The following is a 21,449-nucleotide window of genomic DNA, read 5'->3' on the forward strand; positions in this document are numbered from 1 at the left end:
GGCGCCGACCTGCGCCTGCGCGCCCGCGACCCGCTGCGCTGGCAGGCGCTGGCCGCGGCGTCCGCGTGCCGTTAGGCCCCGTTTTTATTCACCGAATCGATTGGAGATCCTTTCATGTTTACTGGCCTGGTAGCGGCGGTGGGCCGCATTGTCCGCGTTCAACCCCTGGCCGATGCGGAGCAGGGCGGCGTGCGGCTTACCATCGACGCGGGGGGGCTGGACCTGAATGACGTGGGCATAGGCGACTCTATCGCCGTGCAGGGCGCCTGCATGACCGCCATCGCGCTGGATGGCGGCCAGTTCCAGGTCGACGTGTCGCGTGAAAGCCTGAATCTCACCGTGGGCCTGGACCGCGAAGGCGAGGTCAACCTGGAAAAATCGCTGCGCGTGGGTGACCAGATCGGCGGCCACCTGGTGTCTGGCCATGTCGATGGCATGGGCACGGTGCTGAGTTTCGATACCGTGGGCGAATCGCGCGAACTGATAATACGTGTGCCGAAACCACTGGCGAGGTTCTTAGCTTATAAGGGCTCCATCACTATCAATGGCATCAGCCTGACGGTGAACCGCGTAACGGATACCGACGATGGTTGCGACATCCGTATCAACATCATTCCGCACACCCAGGCGGTTACCACGTTGCGCAACGTGCGGCCGGGCGATCGCGTCAACCTCGAGGTCGACACCATCGCGCGTTATGTCGAGCGCATGCTGTCCATTCCGCGTCCCGACGACTTGAAATAAGCCGTCTACACGAGTTTTCCCCTACGGCTTTCTGTTAGCGCTCGAACGGTTCGGCTGCCAGATTCACATGACAGGCCCGCCGCTTGCTACGTAGTCGGCACGCGCGGACCTGCTACGCATTGAAACGCCCATCCATGAATCTTTGCGTGATTCGCGGAACTTGTTTCAAGGCAAGGCGGCCTAACCGTAAACAGGCCCACCAACCCCATTCTATGGTGTGTGGCGAAAGCAACATATCAAGATGATGTGTCGTCAGAAACGCTGGCGACATCCGCGAATGAGGAACACAATGGGGCGACGGACCTGTTAACCGACCATGCGCTGTAGGAGGTTATCCGTGCAAAACATTGTCGAAGGCTTCAAGTCGCTGTACGCGAAAGACCAGGAAACCGAACTTTCCCTCGAGGAATATCTGGCCCTGGCCAGGAAAGACCCCATGGCCTATGCCAGCCCCGCCGAACGCATGCTGGCGGCCATAGGCGAACCGGAACTTGTCGATACGCGCAACGATCCCCGGTTGTCCCGCCTGTTTTCCAACCGCATCGTGCGCCGGTACCCCGCATTCAAGGAATTCTTCGGCCTGGAAGATGTCATCGACCAGATCGTGGCATTTTTCAAGCATGCCGCGCAGGGCCTCGAAGAGCGCAAGCAGATACTGTATTTGTTGGGCCCGGTGGGGGGCGGTAAATCGTCCATCGCCGAACGCCTGAAAGCGCTGATGGAAAGCTATCCCATCTATGCCCTGAAGGGTTCGCCGGTGAATGAATCGCCGCTGGGGCTGTTCCATCCGGAACGTTTCGGCGACACCCTGGAAAAAGAATATGGCATTCCGCGGCGCTACCTCAGCGGCATCATGTCGCCGTGGGCGGTCAAGCGGCTGAAGGAATTCGACGGCGATATCTCGCAGTTCCGCGTGGTGCGGCTGAACCCGTCGGTGCTGCGCCAGGTGGCCATCGCCAAGACCGAACCGGGCGACGAGAACAACCAGGATATTTCCTCGCTGGTGGGCAAGGTCGATATCCGCAAGCTCGACCGCCATTCGCAAGACGACCCGGACGCCTACAGCTATTCGGGCGGCCTGTGCCTGGCCAACCAGGGCCTGCTGGAATTCGTCGAGATGTTCAAGGCCCCCATCAAGATGCTGCACCCCCTGCTGACCGCTACGCAGGAAGGCAACTTCAAGGGCACCGAGGGGTTCTCGGCCATTCCGTTCAACGGCCTGATCCTGGCGCACTCGAACGAATCCGAATGGCAAACCTTCCGCAACAACAAGCACAACGAGGCTTTCCTTGACCGTATTTATATCGTCAAGGTGCCGTACTGCCTGCAGGTGACCGAAGAGGTCGACATCTACAAGAAGCTGCTGCGCAATAGTTCGCTGGCGCAGGCGCCTTGCGCGCCGGGCACGCTGGACATGATGGCGCAATTCTCGGTGCTGACCCGCCTGAAAGAGCCCGAGAATTCCAGCATTTATTCCAAGCTGCGCGTGTACGACGGCGAATCGCTGAAAGACGTGGACCCCAAGGCCAAGGCGTTGCAGGAATACAAGGATTACGCCGGCACCGATGAAGGCATGACGGGGGTGTCCACCCGCTTTGCCTACAAGATTCTGTCCAGCGTATTCAACCACGACCAGACCGAAGTGGCCGCCAATCCGGTGCACCTGATGTACGTGCTGGAGCAACGCGTCGGCCGTGAAGATTATCCCGAGGAAATCCGCCGCCGCTACCTGGACTTCATCAAGGGCTACCTGGCGCCGCGCTACGCCGAATTCATCGGCAAGGAAATCCAGACGGCTTATCTGGAATCCTATTCCGAGTATGGGCAGAACATCTTCGACCGCTACGTCACCTTTGCCGATTGCTGGATCCAGGACGAAGAGTTCCGTGACCCGGAGACCGGCGAAAGCTTCGACCGCAGCGCCTTGAACGACGAGCTGGAAAAGATCGAGAAGCCCGCGGGTATTGCCAACCCGAAAGACTTCCGCAACGAAATCGTCAATTTCGTGCTGCGCGCGCGGGCCAACAATGCCGGGCGCAATCCGAACTGGACCAGCTACGAAAAGCTGCGCGAGGTGATCGAGAAGAAAATGTTCTCGAACACCGAAGATCTGCTGCCCGTCATCTCGTTCAATGCCAAGGCGTCGGCGGAAGACAAGAGCAAGCACCAGAGCTTTGTGGACCGCATGGTCGACAAGGGCTATACCGAGAAGCAGGTCCGTTTGCTGTGCGAGTGGTACCTGAGAGTGAGGAAGTCATCCTGAGCGAGGTGAATCATGAATTCACTGATCGATCGGCGTCTGAACGGCCGCAATAAAAGCGCGGTTAACCGGGAACGCTTTCTCAGGCGATATAAAGACCAGATCCGCAAGGCCGTGCAAGATCTGGTGCGCGACCGGTCCATCGAAGACATGGATCAGGGTGGGGAAATCAACCTGCCCGCGCGCGATATCTCCGAGCCGCATTTCCGGCACGGCCAGGGCGGAGACCGCGAACTGGTGCATCCCGGCAACCGCGAGTTTGCCAAGGGCGACACGTTCCAGCGCCCTTCGGGGTCGCAGGGCGAGGGCGGGTCGGAGCCGGGCGAGGGCGAATCGGTGGACCAGTTCACCTTCAGCCTGTCGCGCGCGGAATTTTTGAACCTGTTTTTCGAAGACCTGGAACTGCCGCACCTGATACGCACCCAGCTGGGCGACGTTACCCAGAAAAAATGGCAGCGCGCGGGCTACACCACTACTGGTTCGCCCAGCCTGCTGAGTGTCAGCCGCACCCTGAAGGCCTCACTGTCGCGCCGCGTGGCGCTGAGCGTGGCGGCCCGCGCCGAACTCGAGGCCGCGCAGGCCAAGCTGGACGCGGCCATTGCCGCCGGCGCGCCGCAGGCCGACATCGACGCCCTGCGCAAGGAAGTGGAAGATTGCGCCAACCGCCTGGCCCGCCTGCCGTTCCTGGACGACCTGGACCTGCGCTACCGCAACCGCGTGTCGGTGGCCATGCCCATGGCCCGGGCGGTGATGTTCTGCCTGATGGACGTGTCCGGCTCCATGGACGAGGGCAAGAAAGACCTGGCCAAGCGTTTCTTTACCCTGCTGTACCTGTTCTTGTCGCGCAAGTACGAGCATGTGGACGTGGTGTTCATCCGCCACACCGACAACGCGGAGGAAGTCGACGAACAGACTTTTTTCTACGACCCGAAAAGCGGCGGCACCATCGTGCTGTCCGCCCTGGAATTGATGCACGAAATCGTGCAGAAGCGTTACCCCCCCAGTGCCTGGAACGTTTATGCGGCCCAGGCCAGCGACGGCGACTCGTTTGGCGCCGACGCGGGCAAGAGCGCGCGCTTCCTGGCCGAAAACCTGCTGCCGGCCACGCGCTATTTCGCGTACATCGAAATTCCCGACTCGCAAGAGGCCCGCAAAAGCAGCCTGTGGGCCGAGTACGAGCAGGAATCGGCGCCGCATTTCGCCATGCGCCGGATCTGCGAACGCGGCGAAATCTATCCCGTGTTCCATGATCTGTTCAAAAAGGAAACAGCATGAACGCCATCGTAGGCTCTCGTGCCGAGCTGGAGGCCTTGGGAAAGGCCCGGCCCATTTCCGAAGGTTCCGAGTGGACGTTCGAATTGATCCAGCGCTATGACGAGGCCATCGCCGAAACGGCGGCGGAATTCGGCCTGGATACCTACCCGAACCAGATCGAGGTGATCACGTCCGAACAGATGCTGGACGCCTATGCGTCCGCCGGCTTGCCGATTGGCTATCCGCATTGGTCGTACGGCAAGGAATTTATCCGCAACGAGCAGTTCTACCGGCGTGGCATGCAGGGGCTGGCGTACGAGATCGTCATCAATTCCAACCCCTGCATCTCGTACCTGATGGAGGAAAACTCCATGCCCATGCAGGCGCTGGTGATCGCCCACGCCTGTTATGGCCATAATTCTTTTTTCAAGGGCAACTACCTGTTCCGTCAGTGGACGGACGCCGACGGCATCCTGGACTACCTGGTGTTCGCCCGCAAGTACGTCATGGACTGCGAAAGCCGCTACGGCATCGATGCCGTGGAAGAACTGCTGGATTCCTGCCATGCCCTGACGCCGCATGGGGTCGACCGCTACAAGCGTCCCGCGCCCATGTCTTACAAGGAAGAAGCCCAGCGCCAGGCCGAACGCGAAGAGCACGCCCGCTTGCAGTACAACGACTTGTGGCGCACTCTGCCGCGCACCGACGTCGACCCGGCCGAGGAAAAGCGGCGCACTGCTTTCCCCCCCGAGCCCGAAGAGAACCTGCTGTACTTCATCGAGAAACACTCGCCCAAGCTGCAGCCCTGGCAGAAAGAACTGGTGCGCATCGTGCGCAAAGTCGCCCAGTACTTTTATCCGCAGTCGCAAACCAAGGTCATGAACGAAGGCTGGGCCACGTTCTGGCACTACACCTTGCTGAACCGCCTGCACGAGAAGGGCCTGGTGAACGACGGCTTCATGATGGAGTTCCTGCAAAGCCACACCAATGTGGTCAGCCAGCGGGGCTTCGACGAACGCGGCTACGGCGGCATCAACCCCTATGCCCTGGGGTTTGCCATGATGCAGGACATACGCCGTATCTGCGAATCGCCCACCGACGAAGACCGCCAGTGGTTTCCTGATATCGCCGGCAGCGACTGGCTGAAGACGCTGGACTTCGCCATGCGCAACTTCAAGGACGAGTCGTTCATCTCGCAATACCTGTCGCCGCGGTTGATCCGCGAGTTCCGTTTCTTTGCCATTGCCGACCACCAGGCCAATCCGGTACTGGAAGTGGCCGCCATCCACGACGACGAAGGCTACCGCCAGATCCGCAAGCTGCTGGCCGAACAGCACAAACGCGACAACCAGGTGCCCGACATCCAGATCGTGCGCTATCGGCGCGAATCCGACCGCTCGCTGGTGCTGCGTCACCTGCAGACACGTGGCCGTCCGCTGGAAGGGGATGACGCCGAGCAGGTCATGAAGCATCTGGGGCGGCTGTGGGGCTTCAAGGTGCGGCTGGAGGAAACCGAGGCCGACGGCACCGTCAGTTCGTACCGCGAGGTGAACCCGGCCAATACCTTCCGGGACGCGGTCTAGGGGGCAGGGCGGTCTGGCCCTATTTGCGTCTGCCAATGTCGCGCCATTCTGCTAGAATCGCGGATTCGCATTTGTCGCTACCTGGCCAGCCCGGGGTTGCACGGCGAGTGTGTTCCGGATCAGGACAGGTGGCCGAGTGGTTGAAGGCGCACGCCTGGAAAGCGTGTATACGTGATAAGCGTATCGGGGGTTCGAATCCCCCTCTGTCCGCCAAGAATTCCGTTCAGCCCCTGTTGCGCAAGCCAGGGGCTTTTTCGCGCCCGGCGGCGGCGTTCCTTCCCGCCAGGGCATTCTTGGACGTGCCACGCGGCAATTGATGCGCTGCCGCAAGGTAATTCTTCAAATGGACATAGGATTCGTCCGAAATTAAATGGTGTGCGAGTCAATCCTGATTTGCATTCGTTAATTTTGAGTTAAATCAATGGCTTAGATTGAACTCGCTGCAGCACGGCTGCTCGAACTTCCTGGACGCGATGCTTTAACGCGGATTCCCGCGGTATCAATTCCAGACAATCGCCCACCCCTCTCTTTGTTTTTCTATCCAGAGCCCTGGAGAGGGACCGGTTTGCCCAAAAAACGGAGAGTCACCATGCAATTCAACCCTCGTTTCATTCCTGCGGCCGTGATGGCGGCCCTGGCTGTTTCGTCGTCGGCTTTCGCGTCCGACGGCACGATTTCCTTTGAAGGCGCGGTGTCCGACGCCACCTGCAATATTTCGGTGAACGGCAGCGGCCCTGACGGCACCGTGACCCTGCCTACGGTCTCGCTGAATTCGCTGGCGCAGGCTGGCGATACGGCCGGTACCACGCCCTTCCGCATCGCCCTGTCGGGATGCGCGGGCACGGCGAATACCGCGCGAGCCTATTTCGAACCCGGCCCCACCGTAGACCCGGTGCAGGGCAAGCTGCGCAACACTGGCGGCACCGCCGGCAACGTGTACTTGGCCCTGCTGGACTCGAACCATGCGCCGCTGCACCTGGGCGACCCGGCCTTGCAGAATGATGCTCCGGTGGATATTTCCGGCGGCGGCGAACTGGGCTACCACGCCCAATACTACGCCGTGGGCCCGGCCACGGCGGGTTCGGTGCTGTCCTTGGTGAACTACACCATCGTGTACGAATAATGGGTGCCGGTTCGGCAGAACCGGGCCTTGCCCGGGAGTCCACCCTCGCGAATCTCGCGGCATTTCGCTCGGCTTTGTTGATGCGCCAATTAAATAAATGCCGGACGAGTTGATTGTTGCGAGAACTCAAGCGTTATGATCATTTCAGGGAATTTCTTGTTGTCTTCAGTGTTGACGAGTTGTGCGGCTGATTTTTCTTTCAATAACAGCGTCTGGCATTTCTCACGCTATCTAGCGGCGTCTCTGGCACGCCCAAGGAGAGCAACATGAAGATTCGCCCTTCTCACGTTTCAAGCACGCTTGCGGCTAGCCTGGTGTGCGCCTCTTGCGCCTACGCGGTTGATGGCGTCATCGACTTCCAGGGGCAGATCAGCGACACCACGTGCGCCGTCGCGGTCAATGCCGGCTCCAACAATGGCGTCGTGGTACTGCCATCGGTGTCGGTGTCGGCGCTGCCGGCCGTCGGGGCCACGGCGGGTACCACGCCTTTCGTCATTACGCTGTCCGGTTGCACGGGCGGCACCTTGAACACGGCGTCGACGGTGTTCGAGATGGGGCCGAACGTGGACGCCGCGGTGGGCCGCTTGATCAACACCGGCACGGCCGACGGCGTGCAGATCGAATTGCTCAATGCCGCGCAAAGCCCGCTGATGGTGGGGGCGGCCGGCGAACAGGGCGATACCCCGGTGGATATTTCTTCCGGCGGGGCAACCCTGCGGTACTTCGCGCGCTATTACGCTTTCGAGGCCGGCGTCGTTCCCGGCACCGTGGTCTCCAGAGTCGACTACACCGTCCAGTATCAATAGGCCCTGCCCGCCGCCGGTACGCGGTGCCGCGGGTGCGGCGCCTGCGCACGCGTCCGGCGGGCCATCAGGCGCTGCCATCATGAACGCACTACTCAAATATTCGGCGGCCCTGGCAGCCTGGGCCTGGCTGGGGACGGCGGCCGCGGCCGTTGTGATTCACGGCACGCGCGTGATCATTCCCGGCGCAACGGGCGAAGCCACGGTGCAGTTGCGCAACGAAAGCCAGCAGCCGGTGCTGATACAGGCCTGGATCGATGACGGCGATGCTTCCGCAACCCCGCAGCAGGCCAGGTCGCCCTTTGTGCTGACGCCGCCCGTGGCGCGCGTGGAAGCGCAGAAAGGCCAGGCGCTGCGCCTCATACGCATGAGCGAGATCCCCGAGCGCCAGCGGGAAAGCCTGTTCTGGCTGAACGTGGTGGAAACGCCGCCCAAGCCCACCGAGAACCTGGCGGCCGGCGACAACATCTTGATGTTTTCTTTCCGGACCCGCATCAAGGTGTTTTACCGCCCCGCGGGCCTGGCGGGTGACGTGAACCGCGCCCATGAAGCCTTGTGCTTCAACCTGGACGCGGGCGCCCGCAAATTGCGGGTGTTCAACCCCACGCCTTTTCACATCACGTTCCGCACGCTGGTGTTGCGGCGCGCCGACGGCAGCGCCGTGGGCGAACTGCCCGCCGGAGCCGATCGCATGGTGCCGCCTGCCAGCAGCAGGGATTTCGACCTGCCGCTCAAGGGGGCAGCCACTGCGGGAATCACGGCGCATTACAGCGTCATCAATGATTTTGGAGGAGAGACTTCGGGACAGCGCAAGAGCTCGGCATCATGCACACAGGCAAAGGCCGCCGATTAGGCGGTTCCTGGCATCTGGCAGCCACCATGGGAATCGCTCTGGCTTGTTCCGCGCAGGCGCATGCCGCCGAAGTGGAATTCGATGAATCCTTCCTGCGCACGCCCGTGGATATCCGCATGTTCTCGAAAAGCAACGCCATGATGGCCGGGGTGCATCGGTTCGACGTGACGCTGAACGAGGCATGGAAGGGCCGCTATCGCATCGAGTTCCGGCAGGCCGATAACGCTGCCGACGGCGCGCAACCCTGCTACGACCTGGCACTGCTGGACGGCGTGGGGTTCGACCTGGACGACTTGGCGCCCGAGTGGCAAGACGCGCTGCGCCAGGGAGCGGTGTGCAGGCCCCTGGGCGACATCATTCCGGGCGCGCAGGCGAATCTGGACAGCGCCGAATTGCGTCTGGACCTGAGCGCGCCGCAGACCTTGCTGCGCCGTCAGGCCCGCGGCTATGTCAGCCCGGAACTGTGGGACGACGGGGTCGCGGCCGGGATGCTGCAGTACGACTATCTAGCCTACCATACCAACCATTCCGCTATGCCGGCGGGCAGCGACACCAGCCATTACCTGGGCTTGCGCGGCGGGCTGAACCTTGGCAAATGGCGGTTGCGCCACAGGGGCGCATTGAATGCGGGCAGCGGCCGCGGCACGTCGTACCAGGGCATTGCCACTTATGCCGAGCGCGGCATCGCGCCCTGGCGCAGCCGCCTGACGGTGGGCGATGCCCTGACCGACGGGCTGGTGTTCGACAGCCTGGGTTTCCGGGGCGTGCAACTGGCATCCGAAGACCGCATGTATGCCGATTCGCAGCGCGGCTTCGCGCCGGTGGTGCAGGGCATTGCCAATAGCAATGCCCGGGTGCGCATCACGCAGCAAGGCAATGTGATTTATGAAACCTCGGTGCCGCCGGGGCCGTTCGTCATCGATGACTTGTACCCCACGGGTTTCGGCGGCGACTTGCAGGTCACCATTACCGAAGCGGACGGCAGCCAGCGCACGTTTTCCGTGGCGTACGCCACACTTCCAGAATTGCTGCGCCCCGGCGTGACGCGCTACAGCCTGACCGCCGGCCAGTACCGCAACCCCGTGGTGGACGAATCGCCCGCGCTTTTCGTAGGAACCCTGCGGCACGGTTTTTCCAATGTGGTCACCGGCTACAGCGGCGTGATCGGCGCCGATGGATACAGCGCGGCCGCGGGCGGGGTGGGGCTGAACACCAGGCTGGGCGCATGGTCATCGGATGTGATTTTTTCCCGTACCGAATTGAGCGGCGGCGCCCAGAGCGGCCACCGCCTGCGGCTGGCCTATTCGAACCTATTGCCGGCCATCGGCACCAGCGTGGCGCTGGCGGCCCACCGCTATTCCGGCCCGGGTTACCACGACGCGAATGATGCGTTCGTATTGCGTGGGTTTTCCGGCCGCACGGACGATTGGGTATACAACAGGTCGCTGCAAAGCCGGCGTCACCGTTTCCAACTGAGCCTGACGCAAACGCTGCCCCGGGGCTGGGGGGCCATCAGCCTGAACGCCTCGCGGCAGGACTACTGGGGCACCCAGGCGGCCGATACCGAGTTCCAGGCGCAGTACAACAATCAGTTCAGGCGCATGAGCTACGGCGTCAGCGCCGCGCGCACGCGCAACCTGGCGTCCGGCGAATGGAACAACCAGATCATGCTGACCCTGTCGATGCCGCTGGGGTCGAGCCTGGGCTCGCCCAATCTCAGCGCCAGCTATATCCAGGACGACCATTCCCGCGGGGTACAGACATCTGTCTCGGGCACGGCTGGCAGCGACCAGCAGTTCAGCTACAGCGCGTTCGCCAGCACGTCTGCAGGCCGCCCCGGGCCGCGCACCACCACGGGCGGCGCTTCCGGGTTGTGGTCGGCGCCGTTCGCCAACGTCGGGGCGAGCGCGTCGGCGGGCAGCGGCTACAAGCAATACAGCGCCAGCGTGTCGGGCGGCATCGTGGCGTATTCGGGCGGTGTGGTGATGGGGCCGGTACTGGGCGAAACGGCCGCCCTGATCGAAGCAAAAGACGCCGATGGCGCGCGCGTAACCAACTACCGTGGTGTGCGGCTCGATCGCCGGGGGCGGGCCATTGTTCCGTACCTGAGTCCCTATCGGCTGAATACGGTCGAGATCGATCCGCAGGGGCTTTCCACCGACGTGGAAGTCAAGGAAACCAGCCGGCGCCTGGCGCCCACGGCCGGGGCCATTGCCCTGGTCCAGTTCGACACGGAAAGCGGCTACTCCATCTTGATGACGCTGTCCGACAGCCAGGGCGGCCCTTTGCCATTCGGTGCGGCGGTGCTGGACCAGGCGGGCAATAATGTGGGCTTCGTGGCCCAGGCCGGCCAGGCGCTGCTGCGGGTGGGCCAGCAGCGGGGCGTGTTGCGGATCCAGTGGGGCGAGGGCGCGCAGCAAAACTGTGTGGCGCTTTACGATGTGGCCGGCATTACCCCGCAGCCCACGGGCTTTCGTGAACTGAACGCCACGTGCGGCACGGCTGGAGCAGGCCATGCACAGTAGGCCGCGCCTGTGTAATGCCGCGCTGGGCAGCCTGGCTGCCTGCATGTTGTGGGCGGGCGCGGCCCGCGCGGATGGCTTCTGGGCCGATTGCCTGCGCGACGCAAGTTCGTCGGGCCATATCTATTACCAGTACTTCGCGCCCGCCACGCTGTTCGTGGGCCGCGACACCCAGGTCGGCGACGTGATCGGCCCGTGGATGACCGCGCCCAACCCCACCGCATGGCGTTGCGCACCCTTGCCCTTGCTGCAGTCGGCCGGCTCGGTGCAGTTGACCGTGCAGGGGTACCCGCCCTATGTGCGGGAAGGCACGGTCGACAGCGACGGGCAGGCCTACGCCATGTACTGGACCAACGACCCCAGCCTGGGCTATATCGCGCGCTGGCGCTTCACCGTCAATGGCCAGACTTCCGACTGGCAACCGCTGACGATCGCCACCGGCGGCCAGCAAACGCCGCCCACGTCGTTTCCCATTACCTATAACGGCGGCCATGCCTTCTTCGTCGGAGCCGATGTGCAGATCCGCCTGGTGCGGCGCCAGGCCACGGCCTTGCCGGCCATGGTGACCATTTTCGACCCCATGTACTTGCGTCATGTGCAAACCGATGGCAGCCAGATTTCATATGGGACGCTGACCTATCGTATTGCCCAACTGCTGCCGAACACGGTGGCGCTGGTGGCGGGCGGCACGTGCACCACGCCGGATGTCAGCGTGGTGTTTCCATCGGTGTCGTCCGGCGCCTTCAACGGCATCGGCAGCACGGCGGCCACCACGCCGTTCAACCTGGCCTTCAGTAACTGCCCCGCGGGCTATCAGAGCATAGGCTACAGCTTTGCGCCCACCACCAGCATTGTGGACGCGGCGCAGGGTGTGGTGGCGCTGGCTCCGCCGTCCACGGCCGCCGGTATAGGCGTGCAATTGGCCAGGGGCGACGGCACGCCGGTCACGTTCGGCACGGTGTATCCACTGACGGAATACAACCCAGCCCAGGAGGGCAGTTATCTGGTGCCCATGCAGGCCGCGCTGTACCAGACCGGCGCCACGGTCACGCCCGGCACCGTGCGTTCTTCGGTGACATTCACGCTGGACTATAGGTAAACCGGTATGCGCAGGCCGATTCTTCGCACGTATCTGTCTGGCCGGTTGTGCCACGGCCTGCTGGCCCTGTTCCTGGGGCTGGCCGGCATCGCGCCCGGGGCGGCGCTGGCCAAGGTGTCGCTAAGCCATACCCGCTTGATTCTGTCGGCGGCAAAGCCGGAAGCCAACCCCCGGGTCAGCAACGAAGGAGACCGGCCCGTACTGCTGCAATTGTGGCTGGATGCGGGCGACCCGCGGGCGGATCCACGGCACATTCTGGTGCCGTTGCTCGTGACGCAGCCAGTCTTGCGCCTGGAACCCGGCGCCACCCAGCGCCTGCGCCTTCTGTACACCGGCCGCGCCGGTCCGCCCGCGGACCGCGAGTCGGTGTACTGGCTGAATATCCTGGAAATCCCGCCCAAGCCCGCCGGGCCGTATGCCGACCGCCTGCAGGTGTCGTTCCGCACACGCGTGAAAGTGTTCTTCCGCCCCGCGGCCATGCCCGCGGTCGACATCCCGGCACATCGTGCCCTGCGTTTCGAATACGTGGGGCAAGGGCAGGGCGTGGCGCTGCGCATCAGCAATCCCACCCCCTTGCACCAGACTCTGCTGGAGGTTGGCATCGGCCAGGGCCGCGGTACCCGTGGCGCCCGCATGCTGGCGCCGCCGGATATGCTGGAGCCCGGCGCCAGCGTCGACCTGCCCGTCGGGCAGCGCCCTCCGGATGGCGGGCGGGTGTTCTTTTCCCTGGTCGACGACCATGGATCGGTGGTCGACGCCCAGGCCGACGTGGCTGGCGGTGCCGAGCCGCGCTAGGGTGCCGCCGCCGTTTCAGCGGCCCTGGCGATGCAAGTGGGATGTGTCCAGCACGTCGTCTTCCGGCGTGATGACGCCGGGGTCGCCAGGTTCGGCAATAGCGCGTCCGCGCCGCGCGCGCCCGGCCACGTCCGGTGCGTTGTCAGGCATGGGCATGGTTTCCGTGCCCTTGTCCGCGTGAGTGGGCGCTTTGGGCCAGCGGTCATCGGCATGCTCGGAAGGAAGATTCTGTCGGGCAGTTTTGTTCATGATGGCCTCCTGTAGCGAGGCAGCGCGGCCCGGTGCCGCAGGCTGCCGCTGTGCTTCCTATATTAGGCCCGGGCTTGCCCCAGGGGGTTGACGGCATGTGTCGTTTGCAAGGGGCTGTTGCAATGCGCGGCTCTTATAATCCAGGCTTCTTCCCCGTTGCCGCGCCCGCCTTGACCGATCCCATCGAACGTTCCGTCTCCGCCGAACTCGTCGCCATGATGGTGGCCGTTACCCAAGGCCAGCCGCGCGTGCTGACCACTGAAGACGCCAGCGCGCTGCCGGCCGGGCCGTTCGAACTGGAACACCGCTCGCTGCAGGCCGGCCTGCGGGCCTGGGTGGAAACCCAGACCCATCATCCACTGGGCTATGTCGAGCAGCTTTACACGTTCGCCGACCGTGATCGGTCCGACGACGGCGGGCGGCGCGCGATTTCCGTCAGCTATTTGGGCCTGACCCGCGAGGCCGGCGAAACTGGCGTGGCACAGGTGGGGTGGCAGGGCTGGTACCGTTATTTCCCTTGGGAAGACCATCGCGACGGGCCGCCGGCGCTGGTGGCTGAACAGATCGCGCCGCGCCTGAAAGACTGGGTGCGCGCCGCGGGCGACCGCAAGGACCAGGCGCGTCGCCGCCAGCGCGCCGCGCTGACTTTCGGCCTGGATGGCGCGGCCTGGAACGAAGACATGGTGCTGCAGCGCTACGAGCTATTGTTCGAGGCCGGGCTGGTGCCAGAAGCCACGCGCCAGGTGTCTGGTGGGCGCAGCGCGGCGCTGCCTGGCCAGCCCATGCGGCACGATCATCGCCGCATTCTGGCCACCGGCATGGCGCGGCTGCGTGCCAAGATCAAGTACCGGCCGGTGGTGTTCGAATTGATGCCGCCCGAATTCACGCTGCTGCAACTGCAAACGGCCGTGGAAGCCCTGGCCGGGCGGGGGCTGCACAAGCAGAATTTCCGCCGTCTGATCGAACAGCAGGCCCTGGTGGAAGATACCGGCGACATGGCGTCCGGCACCGCGGGCCGGCCCGCCAAGCTGTTCCGCTTCCGGCGCGACGTGCTGCTGGAACGGGCGATTGCCGGCAGCAAACTGCCTTTGGCGCGCCAGCCTTGAATAGCAGCGCCCGCGCCTCTTGACACGATTTATACTCAGTCATAGCATAACTGGAACGGCCTAGGTGCCGGTTTTTTTTGTCCCACAAATACTCATAGTGAGCATAAAAATGAACTCTGCCCCGGCCGTTACCGTACCGCCCATGCCCACTCTCATGCTCGAGCCGCTGGTGCGGGCCGCCCTGCTGGAAGACTTGGGCCGGGCCGGCGACCTGACCACCGACGCCATCGTGCCGGCCGACGCGCGCGGCCACACGCGCCTGGTGGCTCGCCAAGACGGCGTGCTGGCCGGCCTGTACCTGGCCCGCTTGGCATTCCGCCTGATGGATCCGGATGTGGAGTTCACGCCGGCGCTGGCGGACGGCGCGCGGCTGCGGCCCGGCACGGAAATCGCCGTCATCAACGGCCGGGCGCGCGCCATGCTGACGGCCGAACGCAGCGCCTTGAATTTTCTGTGCCACCTGAGCGGCGTGGCCACGGCCACCGCGTCCATCGCCGATGCCATCCGCCCCTATGGGGCCAGGGTTACCTGCACGCGCAAGACCTTGCCGGGGCTGCGCGCCGTGCAGAAATACGCGGTGCGAGTCGGCGGCGGCAGCAATCATCGCTATGGGCTGGATGACGCCGTGTTGATCAAGGATAACCACGTTGCCATGGCTGGCGGAGTACGAAACGCCGTGGAGCGTGCGCGCGCCGGCATCGGCCACCTGGTGAAAATCGAACTGGAAGTCGATACCCTGGCCCAACTGGACGAGGCGATGGAAGTCGGCGTCGATGTGGTGCTGCTGGACAATATGGATCCTGCCACCCTGCGCAAAGCCGTGAGCCGCGTGGCCGGCCGCGCCATCACCGAGGCATCGGGCGGCATCACGCCGGAAACCGCCCCCGATGTGGCGGCTACCGGCGTGGACTTGATCTCGGTGGGCTGGCTGACCCACAGCGCCCGCGTCCTGGACATCGGCCTGGACAGCTGACGCCGGGCCGCAGCCGGGGGCCGGTTCCCGCAGGGATGTTCACGGGTGTCTGGCTCCCGCCAGGGTGCCGGACACCGTCCAACTGAGACTGTCGTGGCACACAACGGCGCCCGGCACCCTCGGGGCCAGGCACCCGGCCATGCCCCGCAAAATGCTTCGACACTCGCATGCCCGCGCCCCCGAACCGCGCTCAGGCCGCCACTTTTACTTGCGCTTCCAACTGCGCTTTCAGGTCCGGCGCCAGTTTCAGCTGGCGGGCCAGTTCGTCCAGGTAGGCGCGTTCCATGTAGCTTTCTTCGTCCACCATCAACAGGCTGGCCAGATACATTTCAGCCCCCATTTCCGGGGTTTGCGCCGCGGCAGCCACGGCGGCGGGATCCAGCGGACGGGCCAGTTCGGTTTCCAGCCAGCGGCGGTCATCGGCGTCGGCCGACAATTTACCCAGTTCGGTTTCCAGCAACTGGCGTTCTTCGGGGCCGATATGGCCGTCGGCCTTGGCCGCGCCTATCATGGCGGTGAGCACGGCATTGCTGTGCTGTTCGGCCTGGGCGGGCGGCAGGCGATCCAGTGTCTGCGGGGCCTGGGCGGGCGCCTGGGCCTGCTTGCGCTGCCAGTCGCCATAGGCGCGGTAGGCCAGGGCGCCCAATGCGGCCATGCCGCCGTACATGGCAACCTTGCCGCCGATCTTGCGGGCTTTCTTGCTGCCCATCAGCAGCCCCAGCGCACCCGCGCCCAGGGCGCCGCCCCCCAGGCCGGTCAGCAAGGATGAACCGCCACCGCCCGAGGTGGCCGATTGCACCCGGGAACCGGCGTCGCGGGCCAGGCCCTGGCCGGACTGCAGAAGTTGGTCTAGTAGCTGGCGAGCGCTCATGGAGAGTGCCTCCTGTTGAAAATGCGGAACATGATCAGACCGCGTGGGCGGCCGGGAGTTCAGTTTACTGTCAGCAACCGTTGCCTTCCGGGAAGTGTTACAAAGACCGGAGCGGCCCGCCGGGCCGTTTCAGCCGGAGAACGCCGATGACCATACGCGTGCGCCAGAATGCCCCCCATGCCCTGCAATTCACCGCTACCGCCGAAGGGCATGCCCTGCCGCTGGACATGCCGCAGCCCCAGGGCCAGGGGCCGGATCCGCATGATTACTTCGATACGTCGCTGGGCGGCTGCAAGGCCATGACCGTGATGCTGTATGCGCAGCGCAAGGAAATCCCGCTGGATTCGGTGGACGTGGATGTGGTGCGCGACGCCAGCGAAGAACGCAAGGGCATCTATCGCCTGACGGCCAAGCTGACGCTGCACGGGGAACTGAGCGATGCGCAGATCGACGAGCTATTCGCGGTAGCCGAGAAATGCCCGCTGCACAAGCTGATGACGGCCGTGGACGTGCAGGTGTCGACGCTGGTGGTGCGGCCCGCGTAGTACGGGCCCCGCGGCCTACAGGGGCGCCGGATGCCGCGCCCCTGCCTGGCCGTTTATTCCGCCATGCCCGGCGTGACGGTGGAGAAACCAGCGTCGACGTGGGTGATCTCGCCGGTGATGCCGGCCGCCAGGTCGGACAGCATGAACGCCGCCACGTTGCCTACTTCTTCGATGGTGACGTTGCGGCGCAGCGGAGCATGGGCTTCGACGAATTTCAGGATCACCGAGAAATCCTTGATGCCGCTGGCGGCCAGCGTCTTGATGGGGCCGGCCGAGATGCCGTTGGCGCGAATGCCGCGCGGGCCCAGCGCCGTGGCCAGGTAGCGCACGCTGGCTTCCAGCGAGGCCTTGGCCAGGCCCATGGTGTTGTAGTTGGGCACTACGCGTTCGGCACCCAGGTAGGACAGCGTCAGCACCGAGGCCTTGCGGCCTTCCATCAGGGGCAGGGCAGCCTTGGCCATGGCCGGGAAGCTGTAAGCCGAGATGTCGTGGGCAATGCGGAAGTTCTCGCGCGACAGGCCGTCGAACAAATCGCCTGCGATGGCTTCGCGGGGCGCGAAACCGATGGAGTGCACCAGGCCGTCCAGGCCGTCCCAGCGCTTGCCCAGTTCGGCGAACGCGGCGTCGATCTGGCTGTCTTCGGCGACGTCACAGGGCAATACGATGTCGCTGCCGAATTCGGCGGCGAATTCGCTGACGCGGTCTTTGAAGCGGTCGCCCACGTAGGTGAAGGCCAGTTCGGCGCCCTGCTGGTGGCAGGCCTGCGCAATGCCATAGGCGATGGAGCGGTTGGAAAGCACCCCGGTCACCAGGATGCGTTTGCCGGCGAGAAAGCCCATGTGTCGTGTCCTTAGAGTTCTGTGCGTAAGGCGGCTATTTTAGAGGGTATCGGCGCGCGGGCCGGTCAGCCCCGCGCGCCCGTGCCCGGCAGCCGCAGTTGCGAACCGATTTTCAGGTTGTTGCCCTTCAGGTTGTTGAGCGCGCGCAGGGTATCGACCGAGGTGCCGTAGCGTCGCGCCAGCCCGAACAGCGTGTCGCCCGAACGGACCTTGTGGGTGCGCACATTGGGACGGCGAGTGGCGCGCGTGGCCGGCTTGGCGCGGGCGGGCGCGGTGTCCAGCGCCCCGGCCGGCGTTTCCAGCGACGCCAACTGCACGCCGGCCTGGCCGCTGACAGGAATCAGCAAGGTGCCGCCGCTGGCGACCTTGCGGCGCTTGGAGACGTCGTTGGCGCGCCGCAGTTCGGCTTCGGACACGCCGAAACGCTTGGCGATGGAAGCGTACGATTCGCCGCGGCGGGGTTTGTAGACTTTCCAGGAGCTCAGGTCGCCCGTGTAGGCCTGCAGATTGGCGTTGAAGGTGTCGACCCGGTCGGTGGGCAGCAACAGGGTGGCCCGGTGTTCGCCACGGATGATCGGGCGGTTGAACGAGGGATTCAGCGCCTTGAAGTCTTCGAGCGGCATTTCGGCCAGCCGGGCGGCCACTTCCACGTCGATGTCGCGGTCTTTGCGCACCATGGCGAAGTACGGCGAATTCTCTACCGGCGGCAGCACCACCGCGTACTTGCGCGGATTGGCGATGATGTTCTTGATGGCCTGCAGCTTGGGCACGTAATTGCGCGTTTCTTCAGGCATGTCCAGCGACAGGTAGTCGGACGGGCGGTTGGCGGCCTCGTTCCTGGCCATGGCGCGCTGTACCGACCCTTCGCCCCAGTTGTACGAGGCCAGCGCCAGGTACCAGTCGCCCTGCATTTCGAACAGTTTTTCCAGGTAGTCCAGCGCGGCGTAGGTGGAGGCGATGGGGTCGCGGCGCTCGTCGCGCCACCAGTCTTGCTTCAGGTTGAAGTATTGGCCGGTGGTGGGCACGAACTGCCACAGGCCCGACGCCTGCGAGCGCGACAGCGCCGTGGGGTTATAGGCGCTTTCCACGAAGGGCAGCAGGGCCAGTTCGGTGGGCAGGCCGCGGCGGTTGATTTCGTCGACGATGAAGTACAGGTACTTGCCGGCGCGCTCGGCCATGCGTTGCACCGATTCCGGGTGCGCCGCGTAGTAGTCCGTCCATTCCTGGGCCAGCTCGGTATTCAAGTTGGGAATGGCGAACCCGCGCCGGATGCGGTCCCAGGCATCGACGGGCGGGTGGGTGAGGTCTACCGTGCGGGACGTGTCTTTGGCGACGTGCTGCTGTTTATTCGTGTCGATGGCCTGTGTGGGCTGGCGGGCGGTACCGGCGCAGCCGGCGAGCAGGGCAAGGACAACAGGGAGCAGGAGTCGGGACAGGATCATCGGGGTATTTATTTGAAATCGTTCTTCCATTCACGCAAGGCTGCAAAAACAGACACGGGCGTATCGAGGGCACGTCCGGATTGCAATGCAGCGGCTTGGGCAACATCGGCTTGCAGGGTACGCAAGAATGGATTGGTGTCCCGCTCCAGTTCCAGGGTGGAGGGCAGGGTGGGACGGCCTTGCTCGCGTAGTTGCTGGGCCCGCTGGTACCACTGTTGCAGGGTGCGGTTGGCGGGTTCAACCGCCATCGCCCAGCGCAAGTTCGCTAGAGTGTACTCGTGTGCGCAGCAAACCTGTGTATCTGCCGGTAAAGCGGCGAATTTTTCCAGCGAATGGTGCATTTGCGCGGGCGTACCCTCGAACAGCCGGCCACAGCCTGCCGCGAACAGGGTGTCTCCGCAGAACAGCAGCGGCCCCCGGCCAGCGGCATGGCCATGATAGGCGATATGGCCCGCCGTATGGCCCGGTACGTCCAGCACGGACAGGTCCAGCTTGAGTTCGGGCAAAGCCACGCGATCGCCCTCGGCCAGGCGCACATCGCAATGGGGCAGTTGTTCCCGGGCGGGGCCGTATACCGTGGCCGGCGCATGCCGCAGCAGTTCCAGCACGCCGCCGACATGGTCGCCGTGGTGATGGGTGAGTAGAATGGCGCGCAACTGCAGCCCTTGCCGCGCCAGCAGGTCCAGCACGGGGGCGGCCTCGCCCGGGTCCACCACGGCGGCCTGGCCGCCGTGCACGATGGCCCATATATAGTTGTCGGAAAAGGCAGGCAGCGGCAGGATGGCGTCGTTGCCGGCGCGGTCGGGCATGGCTTGCATCATTTCAGGAATGTCGACGTGGCAGAAGAAACTCCGCCGATTGTAGAACTGGCCGAATGGTTCCAGACACCCCCGGGGCAATATGTCCTGGAATGGGAGCGCGCGCAGTTCGATGCCATGGTGGCGGATGTCTTCGGATATTACGCCTGGCAGGTGGGTTTGGCCGATACCCATTTTCTCAAGGCCAACCGGATGCCTTTCAAGGGGTGGGTGGGGTCGCAGATGCCCACGCCCGACGAGGCCGCCGGTTGGCAGGCCTGCGTGGTGGCGCGGCCCGACGCCCTGCCGTTCGAGTCGCAAAGCGTCGACCTGCTGGTGCTGCCGCATGCCTTTGAATGCACCGATGCCCCGCACGAAGTACTGCGCGAGGCCGAGCGGGTGCTGGTGCCGGAAGGGCGGCTGGTGGTGTCGGGCTTCAACCCCTGGAGCCTCTGGGGAGCGCGCAACCGCATGCCCGCCATGGAGCAGTGGCTGCCACACCCCCCTTCGGCTCAGGTATCCTTGCCGCGCCTGAAAGACTGGCTGAAGCTGCTGTCGTTCGACGTCGAACCCGGCCGCTTCGGCTGCTACACGCCGGCCTGCCGCAGCGAAAAGTGGCTGCGGCGCTGGCATTTCATGGAAACCTATGGACAGCGCTGGTGGGCCGTGGGCGGCGCGGTGTACGTCGTGTCCGCGGTCAAGCGCGTGGCGGGCATGCGGGTCATCGGGCCGGCCTGGAAAAAATCCCGGCGCAAGCGCGCCCGCGCCGCCTCGGTGGCGGTAAACCGCCAGGCCGGGCCGGGCAAAACCTGAATGCCTGCCGGCGCATGGCGCGGGCGGGCGCCCAAGTAGTGGAAACAATGCAGACAGACAACAAAGAAGACGGCCAGCAGGTCGAAATGTGGACCGATGGCGCCTGCAAGGGCAACCCTGGCCCCGGCGGATGGGGGGTGCTGATGCGCGCCGGCGCCCACGAGAAAACCTTGCATGGCGGCGAGGCGGGCACCACCAACAACCGCATGGAATTGCTGGCGGTCATCGAGGGGCTGCGCGCGCTCAAGCGCCCCTGCCGGGTCACGATCCACACCGATTCGCAGTACGTCATGAAAGGCATGACCGAATGGCTGGCCAACTGGAAGCGCCGTGGCTGGCTGACGGCGGACAAGAAGCCTGTCAAGAACGCCGAGCTGTGGCAGGCGCTGGACGAACAAGTGGCGCGCCACCAAGTGGCGTGGCGCTGGGTGCGGGGCCACGCGGGCGATCCGGGCAACGAACGCGCCGACGCCCTGGCGAACCAAGGGGTGGAAAGCCTGCGCCGGCGCTGACGATTCCGCCCGGCGCGCATTGGGGTATACCCGGTAAGACAGGGCTCCGGTATACCGGGTGACATGTATTTGTGCCAGTATGTAAAAGCTGGTGCTACAGTGCCATGCCACGCTTTGTCTCTATCGCGCTCCGGGCCTTGCTTGGCGGCCCCCGCGCCCTTACGCACCGCCACCATTTCGCATGAAAAAAGCTGTACTGCTGGCCGCCACGGCGGCCGGGCTCGCCCTGGGCGCGGCCCTGGGATTCCTGGCGCCGCGCTGGCTGG

The 21,449-nt window shown here is 64.3% G+C and carries 20 protein-coding genes and 1 tRNA gene; 16 read left to right on the forward strand and 5 right to left on the reverse strand.

The genetic code is table 11. From position 1 onward, the window contains the following. Positions 1-114 precede the first annotated feature (114 nt). The 11 genes from LPZ50_RS07955 (at position 115) to LPZ50_RS08005 (ending at position 13,036) form a co-directional block, all read left to right on the forward strand. Positions 115-744, forward strand: a complete 630-nt coding sequence (locus LPZ50_RS07955) for a riboflavin synthase (protein WP_230659589.1) — start codon at positions 115-117, stop codon at positions 742-744. Positions 745-1,081: 337 nt separating this feature from the next. Next, the gene (locus LPZ50_RS07960) at positions 1,082-3,007 is read left to right on the forward strand and encodes a PrkA family serine protein kinase (protein WP_419195580.1); all 1,926 of its coding nucleotides are present in this window, start codon (positions 1,082-1,084) and stop codon (positions 3,005-3,007) included. A 12-nt stretch (positions 3,008-3,019) separates the two neighbouring features. Next, the gene (locus LPZ50_RS07965) at positions 3,020-4,279 is read left to right on the forward strand and encodes a YeaH/YhbH family protein (protein WP_230659595.1); all 1,260 of its coding nucleotides are present in this window, start codon (positions 3,020-3,022) and stop codon (positions 4,277-4,279) included. Next, on the forward strand, positions 4,276-5,841 hold the full coding sequence (locus LPZ50_RS07970; protein ID WP_230659598.1) for a SpoVR family protein: 1,566 nt from the start codon (positions 4,276-4,278) through the stop codon (positions 5,839-5,841). Before LPZ50_RS07965 ends, LPZ50_RS07970 begins: the two co-directional genes overlap by 4 nt. A 122-nt stretch (positions 5,842-5,963) precedes the next feature. Then, a tRNA-Ser gene (locus tag LPZ50_RS07975) sits at positions 5,964-6,054 on the forward strand. 376 nt (positions 6,055-6,430) lie between these two features. After that, positions 6,431-6,964, forward strand: coding sequence for a fimbrial protein (locus LPZ50_RS07980; protein ID WP_230659601.1), 534 nt, complete (start codon positions 6,431-6,433; stop codon positions 6,962-6,964). A gap of 266 nt (positions 6,965-7,230) precedes the next feature. Then, complete coding sequence (locus LPZ50_RS07985) at positions 7,231-7,770, forward strand: fimbrial protein (protein WP_230659603.1); 540 nt, start codon at positions 7,231-7,233, stop codon at positions 7,768-7,770. Between the two features lie 79 nt (positions 7,771-7,849). Then, positions 7,850-8,620 (forward strand): molecular chaperone, encoded by a 771-nt coding sequence (locus LPZ50_RS07990; RefSeq protein ID WP_230659606.1) that lies wholly within the window; start codon positions 7,850-7,852, stop codon positions 8,618-8,620. A 26-nt stretch (positions 8,621-8,646) separates the two neighbouring features. Then, complete coding sequence (locus tag LPZ50_RS07995) at positions 8,647-11,145, forward strand: fimbria/pilus outer membrane usher protein (RefSeq protein ID WP_230659610.1); 2,499 nt, start codon at positions 8,647-8,649, stop codon at positions 11,143-11,145. Next, entirely contained in the window at positions 11,135-12,241 is a 1,107-nt protein-coding gene (locus tag LPZ50_RS08000) for a fimbrial protein (protein WP_230659613.1), read from the forward strand. Before LPZ50_RS07995 ends, LPZ50_RS08000 begins: the two co-directional genes overlap by 11 nt. 6 nt (positions 12,242-12,247) lie before the next feature. Continuing rightward, a complete protein-coding gene (locus LPZ50_RS08005; RefSeq protein ID WP_230659616.1) occupies positions 12,248-13,036 on the forward strand; it encodes a molecular chaperone in 789 nt (262 codons plus the stop codon). Positions 13,037-13,051: 15 nt separating this feature from the next. Here LPZ50_RS08005 and LPZ50_RS08010 read toward each other — a convergent pair whose 3' ends face one another. Next, entirely contained in the window at positions 13,052-13,285 is a 234-nt protein-coding gene (locus tag LPZ50_RS08010) for a hypothetical protein (protein WP_230659619.1), read from the reverse strand. A 122-nt stretch (positions 13,286-13,407) separates the two neighbouring features. Here LPZ50_RS08010 and LPZ50_RS08015 point away from each other — a divergent pair, with 122 nt between their 5' ends. Beyond that, complete coding sequence (locus tag LPZ50_RS08015; RefSeq protein ID WP_230659622.1) at positions 13,408-14,391, forward strand: NUDIX hydrolase; 984 nt, start codon at positions 13,408-13,410, stop codon at positions 14,389-14,391. 109 nt (positions 14,392-14,500) lie between these two features. After that, entirely contained in the window at positions 14,501-15,364 is an 864-nt protein-coding gene (gene nadC / locus LPZ50_RS08020) for a carboxylating nicotinate-nucleotide diphosphorylase (RefSeq protein ID WP_230659625.1), read from the forward strand. A 190-nt stretch (positions 15,365-15,554) separates the two neighbouring features. Here nadC and LPZ50_RS08025 read toward each other — a convergent pair whose 3' ends face one another. After that, on the reverse strand, positions 15,555-16,235 hold the full coding sequence (locus LPZ50_RS08025) for a tellurite resistance TerB family protein (protein WP_230659628.1): 681 nt from the start codon (positions 16,233-16,235) through the stop codon (positions 15,555-15,557). Positions 16,236-16,381: 146 nt separating this feature from the next. Here LPZ50_RS08025 and LPZ50_RS08030 point away from each other — a divergent pair, with 146 nt between their 5' ends. Then, complete coding sequence (locus LPZ50_RS08030; protein WP_230659631.1) at positions 16,382-16,780, forward strand: OsmC family protein; 399 nt, start codon at positions 16,382-16,384, stop codon at positions 16,778-16,780. A gap of 53 nt (positions 16,781-16,833) precedes the next feature. Here the strand turns inward: LPZ50_RS08030 and fabI are convergent, their stop codons facing one another. From fabI to gloB, 3 genes are all read right to left on the reverse strand, one after another. After that, on the reverse strand, positions 16,834-17,619 hold the full coding sequence (gene fabI, locus LPZ50_RS08035) for an enoyl-ACP reductase FabI (protein WP_230659634.1): 786 nt from the start codon (positions 17,617-17,619) through the stop codon (positions 16,834-16,836). Between the two features lie 65 nt (positions 17,620-17,684). Continuing rightward, entirely contained in the window at positions 17,685-19,061 is a 1,377-nt protein-coding gene (locus LPZ50_RS08040) for a transglycosylase SLT domain-containing protein (protein WP_230659636.1), read from the reverse strand. Positions 19,062-19,069: 8 nt separating this feature from the next. Next, positions 19,070-19,879 carry a hydroxyacylglutathione hydrolase gene (gloB, locus tag LPZ50_RS08045; protein WP_230659646.1) on the reverse strand — a complete coding sequence of 270 codons (810 nt, stop codon included), beginning with the start codon at positions 19,877-19,879 and terminating at the stop codon, positions 19,070-19,072. An 18-nt stretch (positions 19,880-19,897) separates the two neighbouring features. Between gloB and LPZ50_RS08050 the strand changes: the two genes are divergently transcribed. Continuing rightward, the gene (locus LPZ50_RS08050; RefSeq protein ID WP_230659640.1) at positions 19,898-20,671 is read left to right on the forward strand and encodes a class I SAM-dependent methyltransferase; all 774 of its coding nucleotides are present in this window, start codon (positions 19,898-19,900) and stop codon (positions 20,669-20,671) included. 47 nt (positions 20,672-20,718) lie between these two features. After that, positions 20,719-21,183 carry a ribonuclease HI gene (rnhA, locus tag LPZ50_RS08055; protein ID WP_230659643.1) on the forward strand — a complete coding sequence of 155 codons (465 nt, stop codon included), beginning with the start codon at positions 20,719-20,721 and terminating at the stop codon, positions 21,181-21,183. Positions 21,184-21,449 lie beyond the last annotated feature (266 nt).

This window comes from Bordetella petrii (assembly GCF_020991325.1).
Lineage (GTDB): Bacteria > Pseudomonadota > Gammaproteobacteria > Burkholderiales > Burkholderiaceae_B > Bordetella_A > Bordetella_A petrii_E.

Bases quoted from the DNA above. Each gene is read 5' to 3' on its own strand.
- LPZ50_RS07955 (WP_230659589.1), top strand. From the start codon at position 115: ATGTTTACTGGCCTGGTAGCGGCGGTGGGCCGCATTGTCCGCGTTCAA.
- LPZ50_RS07965 (WP_230659595.1), top strand. From the start codon at position 3,020: ATGAATTCACTGATCGATCGGCGTCTGAACGGCCGCAATAAAAGCGCG.
- LPZ50_RS07970 (WP_230659598.1), top strand. From the start codon at position 4,276: ATGAACGCCATCGTAGGCTCTCGTGCCGAGCTGGAGGCCTTGGGAAAG.
- LPZ50_RS07980 (WP_230659601.1), top strand. From the start codon at position 6,431: ATGCAATTCAACCCTCGTTTCATTCCTGCGGCCGTGATGGCGGCCCTG.
- LPZ50_RS07985 (WP_230659603.1), top strand. From the start codon at position 7,231: ATGAAGATTCGCCCTTCTCACGTTTCAAGCACGCTTGCGGCTAGCCTG.
- LPZ50_RS07990 (WP_230659606.1), top strand. From the start codon at position 7,850: ATGAACGCACTACTCAAATATTCGGCGGCCCTGGCAGCCTGGGCCTGG.
- LPZ50_RS07995 (WP_230659610.1), top strand. From the start codon at position 8,647: ATGGGAATCGCTCTGGCTTGTTCCGCGCAGGCGCATGCCGCCGAAGTG.
- LPZ50_RS08000 (WP_230659613.1), top strand. From the start codon at position 11,135: ATGCACAGTAGGCCGCGCCTGTGTAATGCCGCGCTGGGCAGCCTGGCT.
- LPZ50_RS08005 (WP_230659616.1), top strand. From the start codon at position 12,248: ATGCGCAGGCCGATTCTTCGCACGTATCTGTCTGGCCGGTTGTGCCAC.
- LPZ50_RS08010 (WP_230659619.1), bottom strand. From the start codon at position 13,285: ATGAACAAAACTGCCCGACAGAATCTTCCTTCCGAGCATGCCGATGAC.
- LPZ50_RS08015 (WP_230659622.1), top strand. From the start codon at position 13,408: ATGCGCGGCTCTTATAATCCAGGCTTCTTCCCCGTTGCCGCGCCCGCC.
- nadC (WP_230659625.1), top strand. From the start codon at position 14,501: ATGAACTCTGCCCCGGCCGTTACCGTACCGCCCATGCCCACTCTCATG.
- LPZ50_RS08025 (WP_230659628.1), bottom strand. From the start codon at position 16,235: ATGAGCGCTCGCCAGCTACTAGACCAACTTCTGCAGTCCGGCCAGGGC.
- LPZ50_RS08030 (WP_230659631.1), top strand. From the start codon at position 16,382: ATGACCATACGCGTGCGCCAGAATGCCCCCCATGCCCTGCAATTCACC.
- fabI (WP_230659634.1), bottom strand. From the start codon at position 17,619: ATGGGCTTTCTCGCCGGCAAACGCATCCTGGTGACCGGGGTGCTTTCC.
- LPZ50_RS08040 (WP_230659636.1), bottom strand. From the start codon at position 19,061: ATGATCCTGTCCCGACTCCTGCTCCCTGTTGTCCTTGCCCTGCTCGCC.
- gloB (WP_230659646.1), bottom strand. From the start codon at position 19,879: ATGCAAGCCATGCCCGACCGCGCCGGCAACGACGCCATCCTGCCGCTG.
- rnhA (WP_230659643.1), top strand. From the start codon at position 20,719: ATGCAGACAGACAACAAAGAAGACGGCCAGCAGGTCGAAATGTGGACC.